Here is a 15,904-nt window from a genome sequence, read left to right as displayed (position 1 = left end):
TGCTGGTGCCACGCTTACGATAAGTTGTAAATTCTTGAAAGAAAAAATGCACCGCTGCATCACGCGCCAGGATTGCTCCGCTCAAGCAGACTTCTCCGGATTAGACGATGCATGCCAATATGTCCGCGGCACTCAATTCATCTTCACATACTCCGCGACAGTATCTCTCTGCTGCTATCGTTTATTCTAAACAGCGGGCAAGTCAATTCGCCACTTCTAGCGAGCCGTCGTCCATTCCGAGTATGAAGCTGGCAACGAGTGTGGCTCGCCTCCCGTCAGAGCGCCGTCTCGAACGCATTTGAGGTAACACTACAACCGCAAAGCATCAAAGGCATTCGAAAAGTCATCGATCAGGTTCTCGATTTCTTCCAGTCCTACTGATACACGGATCAATCCATCCGGAATGTCCATTTCCCTGCGCGCGATGGGCCCAGCTTCCCAGAAGATCGTCGACGCAACAGGGATAACCAACGTCCTCGTATCTCCCAGTCCTGTTGCTTTGATCGCCACCTTCAACGCGTTGAGAAATTCGTTCGTGCGCGCCGCATCGCGCAGCTCGAATGACAGCAACCAAGCGCTCGCTTGAAACAGTTCTTGGGCGCGCCGATATTGCGGATGCCCTAGCAGACCGGGATACGAGACCTTTGCGACTTGCGGATGCGCTTCGAGATATTCAGCCAAAATCTGTGCGTTTTCACTGCTTTGGCGTACGCGCAACGCCAGCGTTTCCATTCCTATGGATATCTGGTTCGCGTGTTCCGATGACAACGTTGCGCCCATATCGCGTAACGCCTTTTTGCGAATTTGCAGCAACCCTTGTCGAGCAGTAACGGCTTCGCGATACTCTTCTGCGATGTTGACATAACGCGACCAGTCAAACAATCCGGTGTCCGTCACGACACCACCCAATGCTGCACCATGCCCCGACAGAGTTTTGCTCAGCGAATTGACCACCAAGCTGGCACCAACGGTCACTGGCTGAAAAAGCGCAGGCGAAGTGATGGTATTGTCTACGACATAGAGCAGACCCTCCTGGTGGCAAATGGATCCAATACCTCTCAGGTCCGCAATCTGAGTGCGCGGATTGGCAACTGTTTCCGTAAAGACCATCTTCGTGGCCGGAGTGATTGCATCGGCGACGGCCTGTGCGCGCGTCATGTCCACCATGGACACTTCGATTCCGAGCTGTTGCAATGTCCCCAAGAGGCTGTTGGTGTTACCGAAGATGTGACGACTCGCGACAAGATGATCACCAGCCTTCAACAGAGTAAGGAATATTGCCGAAATCGCGCCCATGCCGGTTGCGAAGCAAACACTGCCGACGCCACTTTCGAGCTCGGTTATCTTTGCCTCGAGCAAAGCAGTGGTGGGTGTACCCTGACGAGAGTAGTTAAAACTCGCCTTTGTGGTCCCCTGGAACACCCCGATCAAATCTTCTACCCTTTCAAATCCATATTGCACTGATGTGTGCACTGGCGCGCGGAGAGCACCGTGTTCCATGCCGACCCGGCGATCCCGGTGCACTAGTGTCGTAGTGAATCCGATCCTGTTCACAATATTGATACCTCGCGGGACTTGTGGTAGCCCTTCATCTCTTATCGCATGGTCACAAGCTCTTCGGCTGCCGTCGGGTGAATCGCCAGTGTGTCGTCGAAGTTCCGCTTTGTGGCCCCCATCTTTAGCGCAACTGCGAAACCCTGCAGGATTTCGTCCATACCGTAGCCAATACCGTGAATCCCAACGATTCTCTCTTCGGGTCCAACGCACACGAGTTTCATTCGTGCCGGTTGGCGGTGCCGCGTCACCGCTGTGTACATGGCCGTGAACGCTGACTGGTAAACTTTCACTGCCGCATCGCCAAACTCAGCCCGCGCCTGCGGCTCAGTTAGCCCTACTGTGCCGATCGGAGGATGACTAAATACCACCGTCGGAATGTTGTGATAATCGAGGTGCTCGTTGGATCTGCCATTAAACAGTCGTTCCGACAAGCGGCGCCCAGCAGCCACGGCTACCGGTGTCAGGTCAGCCAATCCGGTGACATCCCCAACTGCATAGACGCCAGGCACACTGGTGTTCTGGTATTTGTCTACCACCACATAACCGCTTTCCAGCGCGATCCCCACCGACTTCAAGTTCAGACTCGCTGTGTCGGGTTCTCGGCCAATCGCCCAGACGATGCAGTCTGTCGTATGAGCCGTATTATTTTCGAACTGTAGTGTCAAACTGCCGTCCGCGTTCCGCACCACTGCCTTCGGGATCGCTTGAGCGTGCAGCGTGGGGCCTTCGACCGCCATCACTTCAGTCAGCGTCTCACCAAGAAGTGGATCGAAGGACTGCAGTGGCCCATTTTTTCGGACGAAAAGATGCGTTTGCGAGCCGAGCGCGTTCAACGTCCCCGCGAGTTCCACAGCGATATAGCCCCCGCCCACGACCGCAACCCGAGCCGGCATCTCCGGCAAAGCAAAGAAGCTGTCGGAATCGATTCCATACCCTGCTCCCGGGATATCCGGGTGCACGGGACGGGACCCGGTCGCGATTAGGATATGATCTGCCGTCATACGTTCGCCGGCGACTTCGATAGTGTGTGCGTCGACGAACCTGGCCCGTCCCGTGATCACATCTACCCTGTTCCTGTCCAGAACTGTCTGATACGAGGCGTGAATACGGTCGATATATGCGCTGCGGTTCTTCACCAGCGTTGCCCAGTCGAAATTGGTCCCCGTTGCCTCAAATCCATAGTCCGGCCCGTATCGATGGATGGCGTCTGCGATCTGCGCGCCGTGCCACATCACTTTCTTGGGCACGCAACCGACGTTGACGCAGGTTCCGCCGATTTGCCCTGCCTCAACCAGCGCACATGATTTTCCGTACATCGCGGCCCGATTCATCGAGGCAATGCCACCGCTGCCACCTCCAATCGCGATGTAGTCGTAGTGTTTCATCAAATTTGCTCTCTCTAACGTCTTTGTGCGAGCACGCTCCGAAACAGGTCTTCTGTGCTACGCCGAACCAAGCCGTGATGCAACTCGCGGCTCATCAAGTTGCAAGCGCCTCGCATAACGATGGGATCAGTAGCATACTTAGGTAGGGAGGAACCTGTGGCGACGCACGCATCGTCGTTTGCCCGTCACAAGATTGTTCGCCGGTTCTCAGATTCCAACAAACGAGATAAAGTATCTGCAGTTGAAATAAAAACTTTATTGCTCCCAGTGGGGCCGCAGCCCTGCACCGCTAAGTCATAACGATATCCTGGCGAACGTTACTGGTGTCCGGCGCCTCGGTCCGCACCTGTACCTCAGGAGGGAGTGCCTCCAGAAGGAACACCTCGTCGCCCGCGGCGCAGATATGACGAGGTAGAGAAGAGGTTATTTTTGACGCGAAGATATCGTCGAGCCTTACTCAGCGACTTCATCCTCGAACCGCGTGGTCCTGAGGATCCGGAGAATGACATTTCAGTTGTCTGATCTACGTGCATGATGCCCTCTTTTAGTCACGCCTCGACACGCTGATTTTAGGCGCCAGCGAATCATCTAACACCTTCTAGGCGGCGCACTGCATCGTTGTAGAAAGGGATGGCGTGAAGCTGCCGATGTAAGCGATCGCGCATCATATGCAGCAAAAACACCCTTTGGGTCGTGCTGGCGGGCGTTTTTGCGATCGGCTCGGAGCTTCGATATCAGTGCCCCAGCAATTTGAAAAGAGGCGTGCTGATCAGCATGAGTCCAGTGAATCCGACGAACCACACACTCGCGGAGCGGAATTTTCTGAGCACAGGGACACGCCAGACCAAGTAGCAAGGAATGAGGCAAGACACCGTGCCGAACGTCGGCGAAGTCCACTGCAGCAACGCCATCGTGGAAATATTGCCCCAAACCCACGCAGTAAGAAGCAGTGTGGACCCGATGGCGATCCCCATGGGCAGAATACGGTCAAGATGCGCGCTACGTGCCGTGAAGCGATCGAGAACATTTACGACGATCCCTTTCATCGCGTCATGAAACCCTAGGTAAGCGCCAAAGAAAGCCGACAACATCGCAAGAACATTCAGCGTCGTCGCGAGAATCTTGACTGTGTTGCCAGGGATCACGCGGGCAGACAGTGCTAGCGCAGAGATGTTTTGCGATACAGCGTATTGTGCATCTTGCGAGCTGACCGAGAACAAAAATGAAAAAGCGAAGAAAAGCACGCTCACGATCAGAATGATGTACGCAAACTTGCTTGCGCGCAACGCACGATACGTGGCGATCGCAGGATCGGACTCTGCCTTTCTGAACGCGACGTTCATCGGATTCAGAATCTGTATGTACACGATCGAGAACACCGCAAACGGGAGTGACACCAGGACGTTTTCAATGAACGAAAGGACGTTTTCAGGCGCGACGAAGTTCACGTTTTTCAGGCTCCAGTACGGCATCATCGACAACCCGAGGAAAACCACGATCGCAAGCTTGGTCACGATCAGCGGACCAGAAACCCGGAACAGCACCTTCTCCCCGCACGATGCGATGGCGACCATCGCCCCGATCACACAGAGCGGAAACCAATGGGTAGCCGCCAGCGACTCATGGGTCACGCCAAAGACTTGCAAATAGGAGGCACCATCATGCGTAAGTGTCGTGGAGTACGCCAGCATCGCCTTAGTGAGCGTGATGAAGTACACAATGCTGAGCACCGCTGCCCAATTCTTCCCCAGATACTCCGTGATGATCCCGGTGTAGTCCTTGCACTGACCGCTTGCGGAAAGAGATCGAATGTAGAGGTTCGAGAGGAACTGAACTGCCGGATACGCAATCGCCAATGCCGCCGCGGAAACCCAAAAACCTTTGACTCCCATTTGGAGCGGCATGAACACGATGCCGGATCCGATTGCCATTCCGATGCAAAGGACTACCCACCCTGCGTCATATGCCGTGAACGGAATCCGCTCGACGGAGCCGCCTTCCAGTTCAATCGAACTACTACCGAGAATTCCCATCTTGCTCACCACCTCTCGAACTGAACAACGCTGGAATAAACGCTCTACTTCGCGCGCCGAATTAAACTACAAAATGAAATTTAATTAATTTTTGCGAAATTAAAACCGATGTTCAAAATAAACCCCAATCCATCTGCGATTAGTGTAGATTTCGGATCTCCGGGGCTCCATCGGTAGTCACCCTAAAAATTGATGACGCGCAGTACAGTCATTTGTGAAGAGTATTCAAAACAAGGGAAGCCATCAAAACCTTCTTCCGGCGCCGAGTCACACGTGCGTGCGCATCGAAGTCGATCGGCCGAAACTCCATATTTTTCTTTTATATTCAAAGCACTGCAATTCATACGATGAATCACGAGCGAACGAGACTCGAATACACACCGAAAGTTTTTATTTCAGATCGACAAAGTTAATCTAGATTGTCCACAGCGCCCCTTCGGTGTAGTTAATTAGCAAGGGGCAGATGTAGTTAAAAAAAACTGAAATCGCCAAGCGTGGAAAATCGCCGACAGCATTAGCTGCGACGTGAACTGAACGTTGAGGTAACGCAGTCTGATCAATTCCGGTGTCCGGCACCGAAACCAACGCCAATATCCGGCGCTTCATTGCCACGACAACGGGGACGCCTGCGCGAATTCGACAAGCGTCACCGGCACAACTGCGTCGCCCGCCGCATTTGCGGCGGGCGACACCGCGCACAGTCTAGTCAAGCATCGACAGGTCGGCCTTGATGCGCAGGCTGCGGTGGGATGACGACGCAATGCAACGACTGCCCGCTCAATTGCCTAGACACATTGTCCGTGACCAGTTTGGCGAGCTTCGCCATCACGAGTTCGCCGCCGCCGGCGACATGCGGAGTGATGATGAGATTGGGGGCCCGCCACAATGCGCTCGCCTCGGACAAAGGCTCGGGAACGGTCACATCAAGCCCCGCTCCTCCGATATGGCCCGAACGAAGCGCATCGACCAGCGCATCTGGATCGATGACCTCGCCGCGCGCGACATTGATGATGAGACATCCCCGCCTGCATTCACGAAGTGTCTGCTCGTTGATCAGGTTCACGGTATCGGGATGCGCCGGAACCGCGATGACGGCTACGTCGGCCAGACGCAGGGCGGAATGCAATTCGCTGGACTCATACACGTGATCCGCCAGTTCCGACGGTTTCGGCGTACGCATCACGGCGACGACCTTCATACCGAACGCCCTCGCTCTGTGCGCGATGGCTTTCCCTATGGAGCCGAAGCCGATCACCACCATCGTTCGGCCTTGCAATGAACCCATGCATGCCATCAACTGCCGGTCCCAAGATCGGCGCTCCTTCTGCATGACCGCTTCTGGCAAGCGCTTCGCGAGCGCAAGCAGAAGTGCCATCGCGTGTTCGGCTACCGAGACTGACCACGCGTCCCCAGCATTGGTCACCGTAACGCCGGGCGGAACGCCAAATCGCTGCAAATTCTCGTAACCCGCCGACAGCGTTTGAATCCATCGCAATTTGTTCGCACCCGCCAAGGCCGCGGCAACGGCGGCCGTATAAGCGGGGCCGACAAGCACGACACCCTCCGCCTGTTCGACGACGGCCGCATGCTGCTCCACGTCGTCCGCGTAGCGCAAGACGGCACCAGGCACGGCTGCGATGGCGGGCCCTACCGCGTCGCGTCCGAACTTACCCAAGAAAACGATGTTCACTTCCGGTCCTTTCTGACGCTTCACTTGGGCAGCTTCACGCTGGATTTGATCATGCGCTGTTCCGCCTCGCGCCGCAGAGTCATGCCGAAGCCGGACGTCGTCGGTACGACGAACTTGCCGTTCTCCGGCTGTAAGTCTTCTTCGAACAGTTCTCTATTCGCGCGCCGCAGCGTGTAGGCGTGGTGCTCATGGATGTTGAAGTTGGGAATCCCCGCCTCGAATTGCAGCGCAATGGCCGTGGCCAACGGCGAGCCGCAGACGTGCGCCTGCACTCCCACGTCGTAGGCGTGCGCCAGATGTGCCACCCGATACGCCTCGCTAATACCGCCCACTAGGCAGACGTCGGGCTGGATCATATCGATCGCGCCAGCCTCGAGGTAAGGCAGAAAGCCCCACCGCGTATAGAGACGCTCGCCGATAGCAAGCGAAATAGGCGACTTGCGAGCCATCTTCAGGTGCGCATGGTTGCTATTGTTGTGGGTCGGCTCCTCAATGAAAAGGATGTCGAGATCGTGGACGAGTTCGGCGATCTGCAGCGCGCCTGCCGTGGACGTCAAAGCGTTGAGTTCGAGAATAATGTCCACATCCGCTCCCAGACCCTCGCGGACCGCCTCCATCCGCTTGCGGAAAAGCTTGCGTTGGGCCGGCGTAAGGACGCTGCGCAGTCCTGTGGCGTACTTGCCGTCCTCGTCCATCATGATTGGGTTCACTTTGACGCAGTCGTACCCTTGTTCCCGCACGTGTGCTGCGGCCTCCCGGTACTGCGCCGGTTGCCCAATCCACTGCGCCTTCTCGCCCCAGCCGAGGTGAAGCTGGCTCGCGTAGCAGCGCAGCGGCTCAGGCGTGGCGCGCCCGAGCAGTCGATGCACCGGTTGGCCCAATGCCCTGCCCTTGATGTCCCACAGCGCGCAATCGATAGCGCTTATAGCCGCGAAGACGATCGGCCCACCACCATCGGCCCACACGGAACGTCGAAGCAGACTTTCCCATACGGTGTCGGTATCGAAAGGGTCCGCGCCCAGCACGAATCGCTCTCCGAGCGTCAAGATCATCGGCGCAACCGCGGGACTGCCAGCCCCATACGTCACGCCGGCCTCCCCGAGTCCGCTGATGCCTTCGTCCGTATGCACACGAGCGAGTACGACGCGCCAAGATGCCATGCCGTCACGGCCCGACAGGTCGGCCTCGAGTACTTCGATTTGTGTGATCTTCATGTGTTCCCTCCTCCATTAGCACCGCCGCGATTGCGCAGCAAACAATGCGCTGGCTTACGGGCATCGTAAATGCAACTTGTCTTCCCTCGGGCGTCCCTCGAAACAGTCCCACCCGTGGAAACGTCGCCATCGTGCATAAACCGCATCAGGCTGACAAACGAGATCTACTATGTCAGCAAGAAAGAAATTCTTTCGTTCATCGCGCTCGACTCGCTCCCAGCGCCGCCAGCCTTAATGTCTCGCTTGCCTAGGTAGTGGCAAGCGCATTCGTGAACAATCATCACCACTGCTTTTCCCAATTCGCGCTTCAAATGGAGGCACTAGCGCGAACACAATGTGCTAGCGAGATTCGTGATGAAGAGACGGTGTCCGACTTCCTTTCCGTCGAGCTCGTCTTGTATCACCGAGCGTAAAGAATCGTTCATTGGAAGCTTGGGACTCGCGGCAACCTATGGCCGACGTCGGTCGGTTTTCTTCAATGTTCACTCGAACGGATAGTTTTTCTAGGAGGCTGACTCGCTGCCCAATGCCGCGCGCATCGACCTAGCCACCTGAATCTGCCGAGTCCGGCGCCAACATGGCGCCACGCTTTTAACCACTCCTAGAGGAGATAGCATCATGATGCAAGACTGGAACAACTACCGCGCTTCTTTGCAGGCACGCGTCGCCGACTATGCGGAACTTAGCCCGGAAGTGATGAAGGGCCTCGCCACGATTCAAAATTCCCCCGTGAAAAATGGCACGCTGGGCCCCAAAATTCACGAACTGATCTCACTCGCCGTGGCCATAACCACGCGCTGCGACGGTTGCATTGCCTCGCACACCAAAAAGGCCGTCGAACATGGCGCGACGCGAGAGGAGATTGTCGAGGCACTGAGCGTCGCGATCGCGATGAACGCCGGGCCTGCGCTGGTCTACTCGGCACGCGTGCTCGAAGCACACTCGCAACTGCCCAACACCTAAATCGCCTTCCGATGCGGCCGGCTGTCGAGCGATTCGGCAAGCCGGCCGCTCACCTTTTTGATAGAGACCGCAGTCGGGGAGAGTAGTCGTGGCATTGCAACGCATTAGTCACTGCAGTCACTGGGGGGCTTATTCACTCCTCGTCGATGACGGAAATGTGGTTGGCGTCGAACCATTTGCCGGCGATCCGGCGCCATCGCCGATCATTCACTCAGTGAAATACTGGGCCGACTCCAAGCACCGGATTACGCAACCGATGGTGCGCGAACGTTGGCTCGGGAACAAGGGGCCCAACGAGCGCAGGCCGGATGATCGCTTTGTTCCCGTATCGTGGGACGAGGCGTTGCGTCTGGTGGCCGACGAAATCGATCGCGTGCGCCAAACGTTTGGCAATCATTCGATCTTTGCGGGTTCTTACGGCTGGACGAGCTGCGGCCGTTTTCACCACGCGTCCTCGCAACTGAAGCGACTTCTCAATTTGGTGGGCGGCTACACTGGGCACGTCGAGATCAATGATGTCTGGAAATGATACGCCAGGCTATCGAACAATTATTGCAGCAGTTCTTGTCGCGACGCCGTCACAAATCGACCAAAAGCCATCGCCCAGCTATTCATGTACTATCAGCGGCTGTGCGCTGAGCAGGATGGAATAATCTTGTCTCAACGGGCGGCGACAGCCAGCCACGGGCGTGAGCAATTTGGGGGCGTCACTTCAGCGCGTGCTTCAGTATCGCCGTGTTGACGCCTCCTCTTGGCGGCCCGGAGCGCAGCGGGACGTCGAGCACACTTGCTCACAGCCTTATCCACAGAAAATGTGCATAACTGGCTATTCTTGCCATCTCCGAAAATTGAATATCTTCCTGCAATCCACGTGCGGCACGGTGATTCCACGCCAATCCGGAACTCCGTGCGCGATGAAAAGAACATCCCGAGCTTTTTAACGGCTTCCTTCGACACCTGGAGTACGTCATGCAGCGACGCAATGAGTCCAACCCCTCGATCTGAATGTTGCGCCCGGTTGCTCGTCATTGCACGGTTGACCAACACCATGTCGTCCATTCAACGGCAGCGGCTCAGCCGTCTGATTACACCTCAAGCTTTCTTCGGCGATTGCCGTAATGACCGTGACCCATTCACGCGTCGTGCCAGCGCGCACCTAGCTACCTTGTTAGCTAGATCTGAGGCCGCTCGATGGATACCGTAGAGTACCCGGCAGTGGAAGATTGCATCGGCTACTGCGACGGCCCGTCTCTGCAGGGCCGTCGGATGTCGGAGCCTCGTTGAGGCTCCCAATCTTGCGGGCCGTAGAAAACAAGATCAATTTCGGAGGTTCCACCATGGCTCAACAAGGCTACTTCACGCTCCCGCCCAACATCCGCTTCGGCGTAACGGGGTTCGCGAATTCGGCGGGGACTCAGACAATCAATGTGCTGGTCGACAACGAAGTCCGTGCGACTTTCACGGGCCAGAGCGCCGACAACAAAGTGATCGGCTCGCAAGTCCTGAACTCCGGCAAGGGTAACGTTCAGATAAAGGTAACCGTTAACAACAAGGCATCGGATCTGGTCTCGGTCCAAACAACGCTCGCAAACAGGCTGAATTTCGCGCTGGTCGGTTCGGAAGACGGAACCGATGGTGACTATAACGACGGCATCGCGGTCTTGAACTGGCCGCTCGGCTGAACGAGACTGTCGTAGCGGTTTGGCGGCACGCCTGGAGTCCGAGGTGTGTCGCCGCGCCTCCAGGCACGACAATAGTTCACGCACACCGAAAGGATCTCGCCCAGCGCGTCGGTGAATAGTACCGGCACTTCCAGTCATACTCATTTTCTTGGCACTCAGCTCTGCTATAGTCTTATCGCGTCCCCATTCGCGACGCGTAGAAGTTGAGAGCAACGTAGGGCAATAGCGATTTACCTTTTGCATTTCCATATCGCTACGCCGTTGTATCAAAATCGTTCAAGAAGAGGGCAGAACCATGACCAACGCTTACGTCGAATATCGGCCGAAGTCTGGTGATCAAACACATGGGGTGACTCACCACGTTGTTATCGTCAACAATCAAGAAGTCGGGGGAACCTTCAGCACACAGCTGTCGGCAGAGAAATGGGCTTGTGCGCAGGGCCACACGGTTCATGTCGCCCGGGAACGACACCGACAAGACCGCCCGAATCCCGCGCATTGGCGCATCTCGGATTGCAGGCCGTAAGACACAACCACCAGCAGAGCGCCATAGACCGCTCCAGTTCCGGTCGCACGCAAGCGAGCGGGTCGTGTGAGCCGCGTGATGCCGATGCGGAATAGCGTATCGGCCGGTTCGCTAACCAGCTTCGCATACCACTCGACAAAGTGCTGCTGCGTGAAGCAAGTCCGCACCATTTGTTGATTTGTTGTCATGCGCGCGCCTATCCTGCCGCGCCGGGTTTCGAGATTCGCGCTTCGGTTTCGACGGCACCGGTTTGGCATCCAGCGCACATCCTCATCGACTTTACCCCGATTGTGTCCTTGACTGGTGTCGGGCATCGGGGGCCGTGAGTCTCTGCTGTTCCCGGAGTCGGACCTTGCTGCGCCAAACCTTCAACCTCGCACAGGACAAGTCATCCCGGGAGTTTCGCGATGTTTGCCCAGCTAATCCAGATTTTTGACGACTCGAATTCGAGGGTCCGTAGCAAACTTTTCGGTATCTATGGCGTGCTGGTCACCATCAACATCGTCGTCTGGTTGTGGGTGCTCGCTGCCTTTCACATCTATTCAGTACTGCCTGGTACCGCACTGCTTGCCTGTGGCTTTGGCCTGCGCCATGCAGTCGACGCTGATCACATCGCAGCGATCGACAACGTCACGCGCAAACTGATGCAGGAGAAAAAGCGCCCCATCGCCGTAGGTTTCTTTTTCTCGTTTGGGCATTCGACCGTTGTTGTACTTGCATCTGTTGTCGTTGCTCTGGCGACCACCGCCATTCAAGGGAAATTCGAGCGATTCAAGGAGATTGGCGGCATTGTCGGGACGCTCGTATCGGCACTGTTCCGTAAAAAGCCGCAGCTTGCGCAGGATCATCCGCAAGTTGTGCCCGGCGCCGCACAGCACCGCATGATTCGCATCGCCCAACGAACCCTTGAGCCAATTGCGATCGAGCCGGCCGTCGGCCTTCATGTGCCCGATGGCAGGCTCGATCGCACTACGCCGCCGGATCATCGCGCGCAGCCCGCGCGTGATACCGCGTCGCAAGCCTGGGTGATAGACCTTCACGCCATCGATGGCGACACCCTTGTAGCCACGGTCGATGTTGAAGTTCGTAGATTCTGCTAATGGTGTCCGTGAAAGCGCTAGTCGTGTCCGTTAATTCTGCTAACGCGGGGCTCCGAGGGGCAAATCGCGCAAGTGGGCAGCGGCAGATCACCGGCGTGGCGTGCGGTTGCCAAGTGAATTTATCGTTGTGACGATGACAAATTTTAACGCTTTATGGAACGCACGATCAGGGAGTCCAGCGGTAAACGGTGATGCTGGAGCCCTTGACATTGTTTTTCGTGACCACGTACTCGCCCGTCGATCGAAGATATGCCCTGACTCCGTACATCGAATCGACGGCGCTGCTGGCGTCCACGGTGTCGTTACTGGTGTTGACCAGCGTGGCGTCGAGATTACCGGTAGCGAGATTGAAGGCGTCGATGTTCGGCAGGGCTTGCCCGCTGCTGCCGAACCAGTAGCCGACGAACAGGTAGCTGCCGACTGCGTCAATCGACTTGGCGCCGGTGTGGGAGAGGTTGATCACCGGATCAGGTGCGGTGGTGTTGCCAGCGCTCCAGCCGTGATAGACCTCGATCCGCGTGCCTATCGACGTCCAGTCCATACTCCCGACGGCGCCTTGTCCGAGAATCATGGTGTCGCTGTCCGCGAGGTAGACGATGCGCGTCAGCGGCTGAATGCTCTTGGGAACGCGAATGGGGATGCCAGGTCCCCATGTCGGCTTGCCGCTGGCGTCAAAGCCGGTCAGCGGGTAGTGGTAGATGTAACCGGTCTTATTCAGGCCGGCCCACACGCCCCCCTTGCTGTCGATGCAGAATCCACCCCTGACCGGTGCGCTTGTATTGAACGCCGTACCGGGAAGCGTGGCATCCGGTATGGCGATGTAGCCATTCGCGGCATTGAAGTGGAAAAAGTAGAAGGTATCGGGATTCTGCGCGGACGCCACGAGGATCCGGTTGGCGCCGACGGCGGCAAGTTGACTGAAGTGCTCGTCCCGAGCGCGATCGTTGATGTTGACGCGCGGGTCCGACGGGTGCGTAAACGGATCGACGGTATTCGCGACGAAGGTGCCTCCAGCGCTGCCGGTGTAGATGTTGGTGCCGCCATAGAACAACGCGCCATCTGTGGCCGGGTCCGGGGTAGCAACGCCCTCGAGGTTGAGCGACTGAAGCGTCCATCGCAGGGCGCCGGCACTGTTATACGCATGAATGTCCGTGCCGCCGTTGCGGCCGAGGTCCCAGCTTCCGCCCCACGGATTGTTGAGCACATAGAGGTTACCGGCGGAATCCTTGCCGATGCCGGCGACGCGGGTGAAGCGCTTCGCGCCGACCTGGCCTTTGATTCCCGTCGTGGTGTCCAGGTAACCACCCTGAATGCCGAATGTACTGGCCAGCGTCGGCGTGCCCGAGAGGTTGTAGCGCTTGATGTTCATGTCGGGGCCCTCGTCGCCGACCATGAGCTGTCCCGATGGCGCATCGAAATAGAGCGCCGCAGGCTGCGAGCCGCTGGGCATCCGGATGGTGTTCCGCAGGGCGCCGGTTGGACTGAGCTGGACGATCGTGCCCGCACTCTTCTGTGCGACCCAGACGTTGCCTGCGCCATCCAAGGCGAGAGCGCCCGGGCTCGAGACATTGATGTCCCGCTGCCAGACACCGTCAGTGGTGTAGATCCGGACGCGATTGCCATAGAAGTCACTCGCATAGAGGAGCGAGCCTGCAGTGGCGAGTCCGGTGACGACATCGATCCGAGGCTGGTTGTTCGACGCACTGACCTGAATGAAAAGATCGCGAGTCCCAGTCGTGCGGTTATATCGTCCCACCGCGCCGCTTCCGTAGGAGCTGCTGTACTGTAGTGCCGCGAAAACTGACGTGGCATTACCTGTAATGGCGCTGCCCTGAAACTCGCCGTGAGCGCCGATGGAGCCGATGGTGCGGCCGTTCTGGTAGATTGCGACGCCGCCCCCGTACTCGTCCCACATGGAGGCCGTGTAGATCGGGCCTTCAGGCGCGACCCACATGGAACGCGCGGCATTTCCCACATGCGCGGCGAGTGTGCCATATGTGTTCGCCAGCCAGTCGGTGGTGTTTTGCGCCGGACCTGCCGGCGCAATCGCGGCGAGCGCTGCGAAGAGAAGCGCAGCATGAATTCGTTTTTTTTCGACCATGACTGATGTTCCCCTGAGTGTAGCGAACGTACATATGAATGGTCGGCCAGCCAGGCGTCGACACGTGGGCGTTAACGGACAACGATGGGAAGCTTCGGCAGGCTTCCGAGTTGTCGGAAGCCAGAGGGAAGCCAGAGGACCGCATTACCGATCATTCGGCGTTCGGCGTAGGGCCGTTCACGTCGATTTTCGTTAGCTCTTGAAAAAAGCATCGAGCGTTCCACCCGATTTGGCGTGGCCGCGTCACTGCGCTCGACTACCCTCCCCCTCGTCGCGTCTGGTTTGCACCATATATGTGCGTTGAAATATGAAAGCGTTGGTTCGCAGACTTTCCCGCACAACTTGCCCGCATGTGCCTAAGCTAAGTGAAACTGGAGCACGCGGCAAAACGATCGCGAAGCTGTTTTCGGCGACTCCACGATCAGCGAAAGCCGACTCCAATTACATGCGCCGCGTTATGTCTCGAAGGTAATCCTCTTGGCACAAACCGACAAGAGGTCATGTATGCGATGCGTCAAGATATTCTTGCACTGATCATGACGAGGCTGATCAATCTGTCAGCGGTGGCACTGCGAATTCAGACAGCGGCATAAGTGGAACGACTGGTCCCCGACCCTGGCATAACGCCGGCAGAAGAAACCAGACGATGACAAAAAGAGCCGGGCGCACTCAAACCGTGAGCTGCGCCAGGTCAATGAGATCCTGCGCAAGGCATCGGCGTATTTCGCACAGGCGGAGCTCGACCGCCGACCGAAGTGATGATCACGTTCATCGATGATCACCGGCAGGTCTACGGGGTCGAGCCGATCTGCAGGGTGCTGCCGATCGCACCGTCGACGTATTACCAGCTTGTGGCCCGACGTGCCGATCCAGCACGCCTGCCGGCGCGGGCGCAGCGTGACGCAATGCTGTGCGGGGAGATCCGGCGCGTGTGGCAGGAGAACTTCCAGGTGTACGGGGTACGCAAGGTCTGGCGGCAACTCGCACGCGAAGGCATTCAGGTGGCCCGCTGTACAGTAGAACGGTTGATGAAGAAGCTTGGCCTGCGGGGTGTGCGGCGCGGCAGATTCATCAGGACGACCGTTGGCGACAGCTCGAGGCCGTGCCCGCTGGACCGCGTGCAGCGACAGTTCAAGGCCGAACGGCAGCGACGCTCGAATGGGTCGATTGGTTCAATCACCGGCGGCTACTTGAGCCCATCGGCAACGTTCCACCTGCCGAGGCGGAAGCAGCTTATTATGCAAAACTCGCTGGGTCTGCCGTCGTGGCATGACTCCAGCAAAACAGTCTCCGCGATTCCCGGAGCGGTTCATCAGCCGAAGCTACCTGTCAAATAGAAATACCCCGAACACCGATTTGGCGAAACCATCATCGCGCATATTTCTCGCGTGCATGCATTTGCGACGCGAATCAGTGTTATTCAAACAATCGATTTTGTAGTCGAGGGGGAAATGCCGCATAGTGCATCCCGCGATGCACAGCACAGTCACCCATTATCCACGCCGTAAAGGCAAATTTGCATGGCCTGCCTGAACGCAAATGACGCTAAGTGTTCCATGTAAACGGTTTTGAAGTTGGTGCGTTTGATTAAGGAGTTCAACACAAATGACGCCCGATGAAATGCATCATCAAGCCGAGCAAAGCAGAGAGGCA

9 protein-coding genes, 3 pseudogenes and 1 other annotated feature are annotated in these 15,904 nt (G+C 57.1%); of the genes and pseudogenes, 5 read left to right on the top strand and 7 right to left on the bottom strand.

All coding sequences use genetic code 11. The annotated features are described in order from the left end of the window. Nucleotides 1-309: 309 nt before the first annotated feature. The 5 genes from BN2475_RS30410 to BN2475_RS30390 form a co-directional block, all read right to left on the bottom strand. A complete protein-coding gene (locus BN2475_RS30410; protein ID WP_094783100.1) occupies nucleotides 310-1,554 on the bottom strand; it encodes a cystathionine gamma-synthase family protein in 1,245 nt (414 codons plus the stop codon). Nucleotides 1,555-1,595: 41 nt separating this feature from the next. Next, nucleotides 1,596-2,942 (bottom strand): glutathione-disulfide reductase, encoded by a 1,347-nt coding sequence (gorA, locus tag BN2475_RS30405; protein ID WP_094783099.1) that lies wholly within the window; start codon nucleotides 2,940-2,942, stop codon nucleotides 1,596-1,598. 734 nt (nucleotides 2,943-3,676) lie between these two features. Next, entirely contained in the window at nucleotides 3,677-4,984 is a 1,308-nt protein-coding gene (locus BN2475_RS30400) for an SLC5/6 family protein (RefSeq protein WP_218023746.1), read from the bottom strand. A 697-nt stretch (nucleotides 4,985-5,681) separates the two neighbouring features. After that, complete coding sequence (locus tag BN2475_RS30395; protein ID WP_159444632.1) at nucleotides 5,682-6,665, bottom strand: D-2-hydroxyacid dehydrogenase; 984 nt, start codon at nucleotides 6,663-6,665, stop codon at nucleotides 5,682-5,684. A 20-nt stretch (nucleotides 6,666-6,685) separates the two neighbouring features. Then, complete coding sequence (locus BN2475_RS30390) at nucleotides 6,686-7,879, bottom strand: mandelate racemase/muconate lactonizing enzyme family protein (RefSeq protein WP_094783096.1); 1,194 nt, start codon at nucleotides 7,877-7,879, stop codon at nucleotides 6,686-6,688. Nucleotides 7,880-8,497: 618 nt separating this feature from the next. Here BN2475_RS30390 and BN2475_RS30385 point away from each other — a divergent pair. From BN2475_RS30385 to BN2475_RS30365, 4 genes and pseudogenes are all read left to right on the top strand, one after another. Beyond that, nucleotides 8,498-8,842, top strand: a complete 345-nt coding sequence (locus tag BN2475_RS30385; RefSeq protein WP_094783095.1) for a carboxymuconolactone decarboxylase family protein — start codon at nucleotides 8,498-8,500, stop codon at nucleotides 8,840-8,842. 88 nt (nucleotides 8,843-8,930) lie between these two features. Continuing rightward, a complete protein-coding gene (locus BN2475_RS30380; protein WP_094783094.1) occupies nucleotides 8,931-9,371 on the top strand; it encodes a molybdopterin-dependent oxidoreductase in 441 nt (146 codons plus the stop codon). 808 nt (nucleotides 9,372-10,179) lie between these two features. Next, nucleotides 10,180-10,524, top strand: a complete 345-nt coding sequence (locus tag BN2475_RS30375) for a fucose-binding lectin II (protein WP_094783093.1) — start codon at nucleotides 10,180-10,182, stop codon at nucleotides 10,522-10,524. Between the two features lie 933 nt (nucleotides 10,525-11,457). Further along, nucleotides 11,458-11,808 (top strand): annotated as a pseudogene (locus BN2475_RS30365) (HoxN/HupN/NixA family nickel/cobalt transporter); the annotation flags it as partial. Between the two features lie 66 nt (nucleotides 11,809-11,874). Here the strand turns inward: BN2475_RS30365 and BN2475_RS30360 are convergent. Beyond that, a pseudogene (locus BN2475_RS30360) lies at nucleotides 11,875-12,126 on the bottom strand (IS5/IS1182 family transposase); the annotation flags it as partial. Nucleotides 12,127-12,316: 190 nt separating this feature from the next. Then, the gene (locus BN2475_RS30355; RefSeq protein WP_094783091.1) at nucleotides 12,317-14,251 is read right to left on the bottom strand and encodes an NHL repeat-containing protein; all 1,935 of its coding nucleotides are present in this window, start codon (nucleotides 14,249-14,251) and stop codon (nucleotides 12,317-12,319) included. A 675-nt stretch (nucleotides 14,252-14,926) separates the two neighbouring features. Here BN2475_RS30355 and BN2475_RS30350 point away from each other — a divergent pair. Next, nucleotides 14,927-15,396 (top strand): annotated as a pseudogene (locus BN2475_RS30350) (IS3 family transposase); the annotation flags it as partial. Beyond that, nucleotides 14,968-15,084, top strand: a sequence feature (AL1L pseudoknot). (Overlaps the previous pseudogene by 117 nt.) Nucleotides 15,397-15,904: the final 508 nt, after the last annotated feature.

The sequence above is a fragment of the Paraburkholderia ribeironis genome (genome assembly GCF_900019265.1).
Taxonomy (GTDB): Bacteria; Pseudomonadota; Gammaproteobacteria; order Burkholderiales; family Burkholderiaceae; genus Paraburkholderia; species Paraburkholderia ribeironis.
This window is presented reverse-complemented; position numbering and strand designations above follow the sequence as displayed.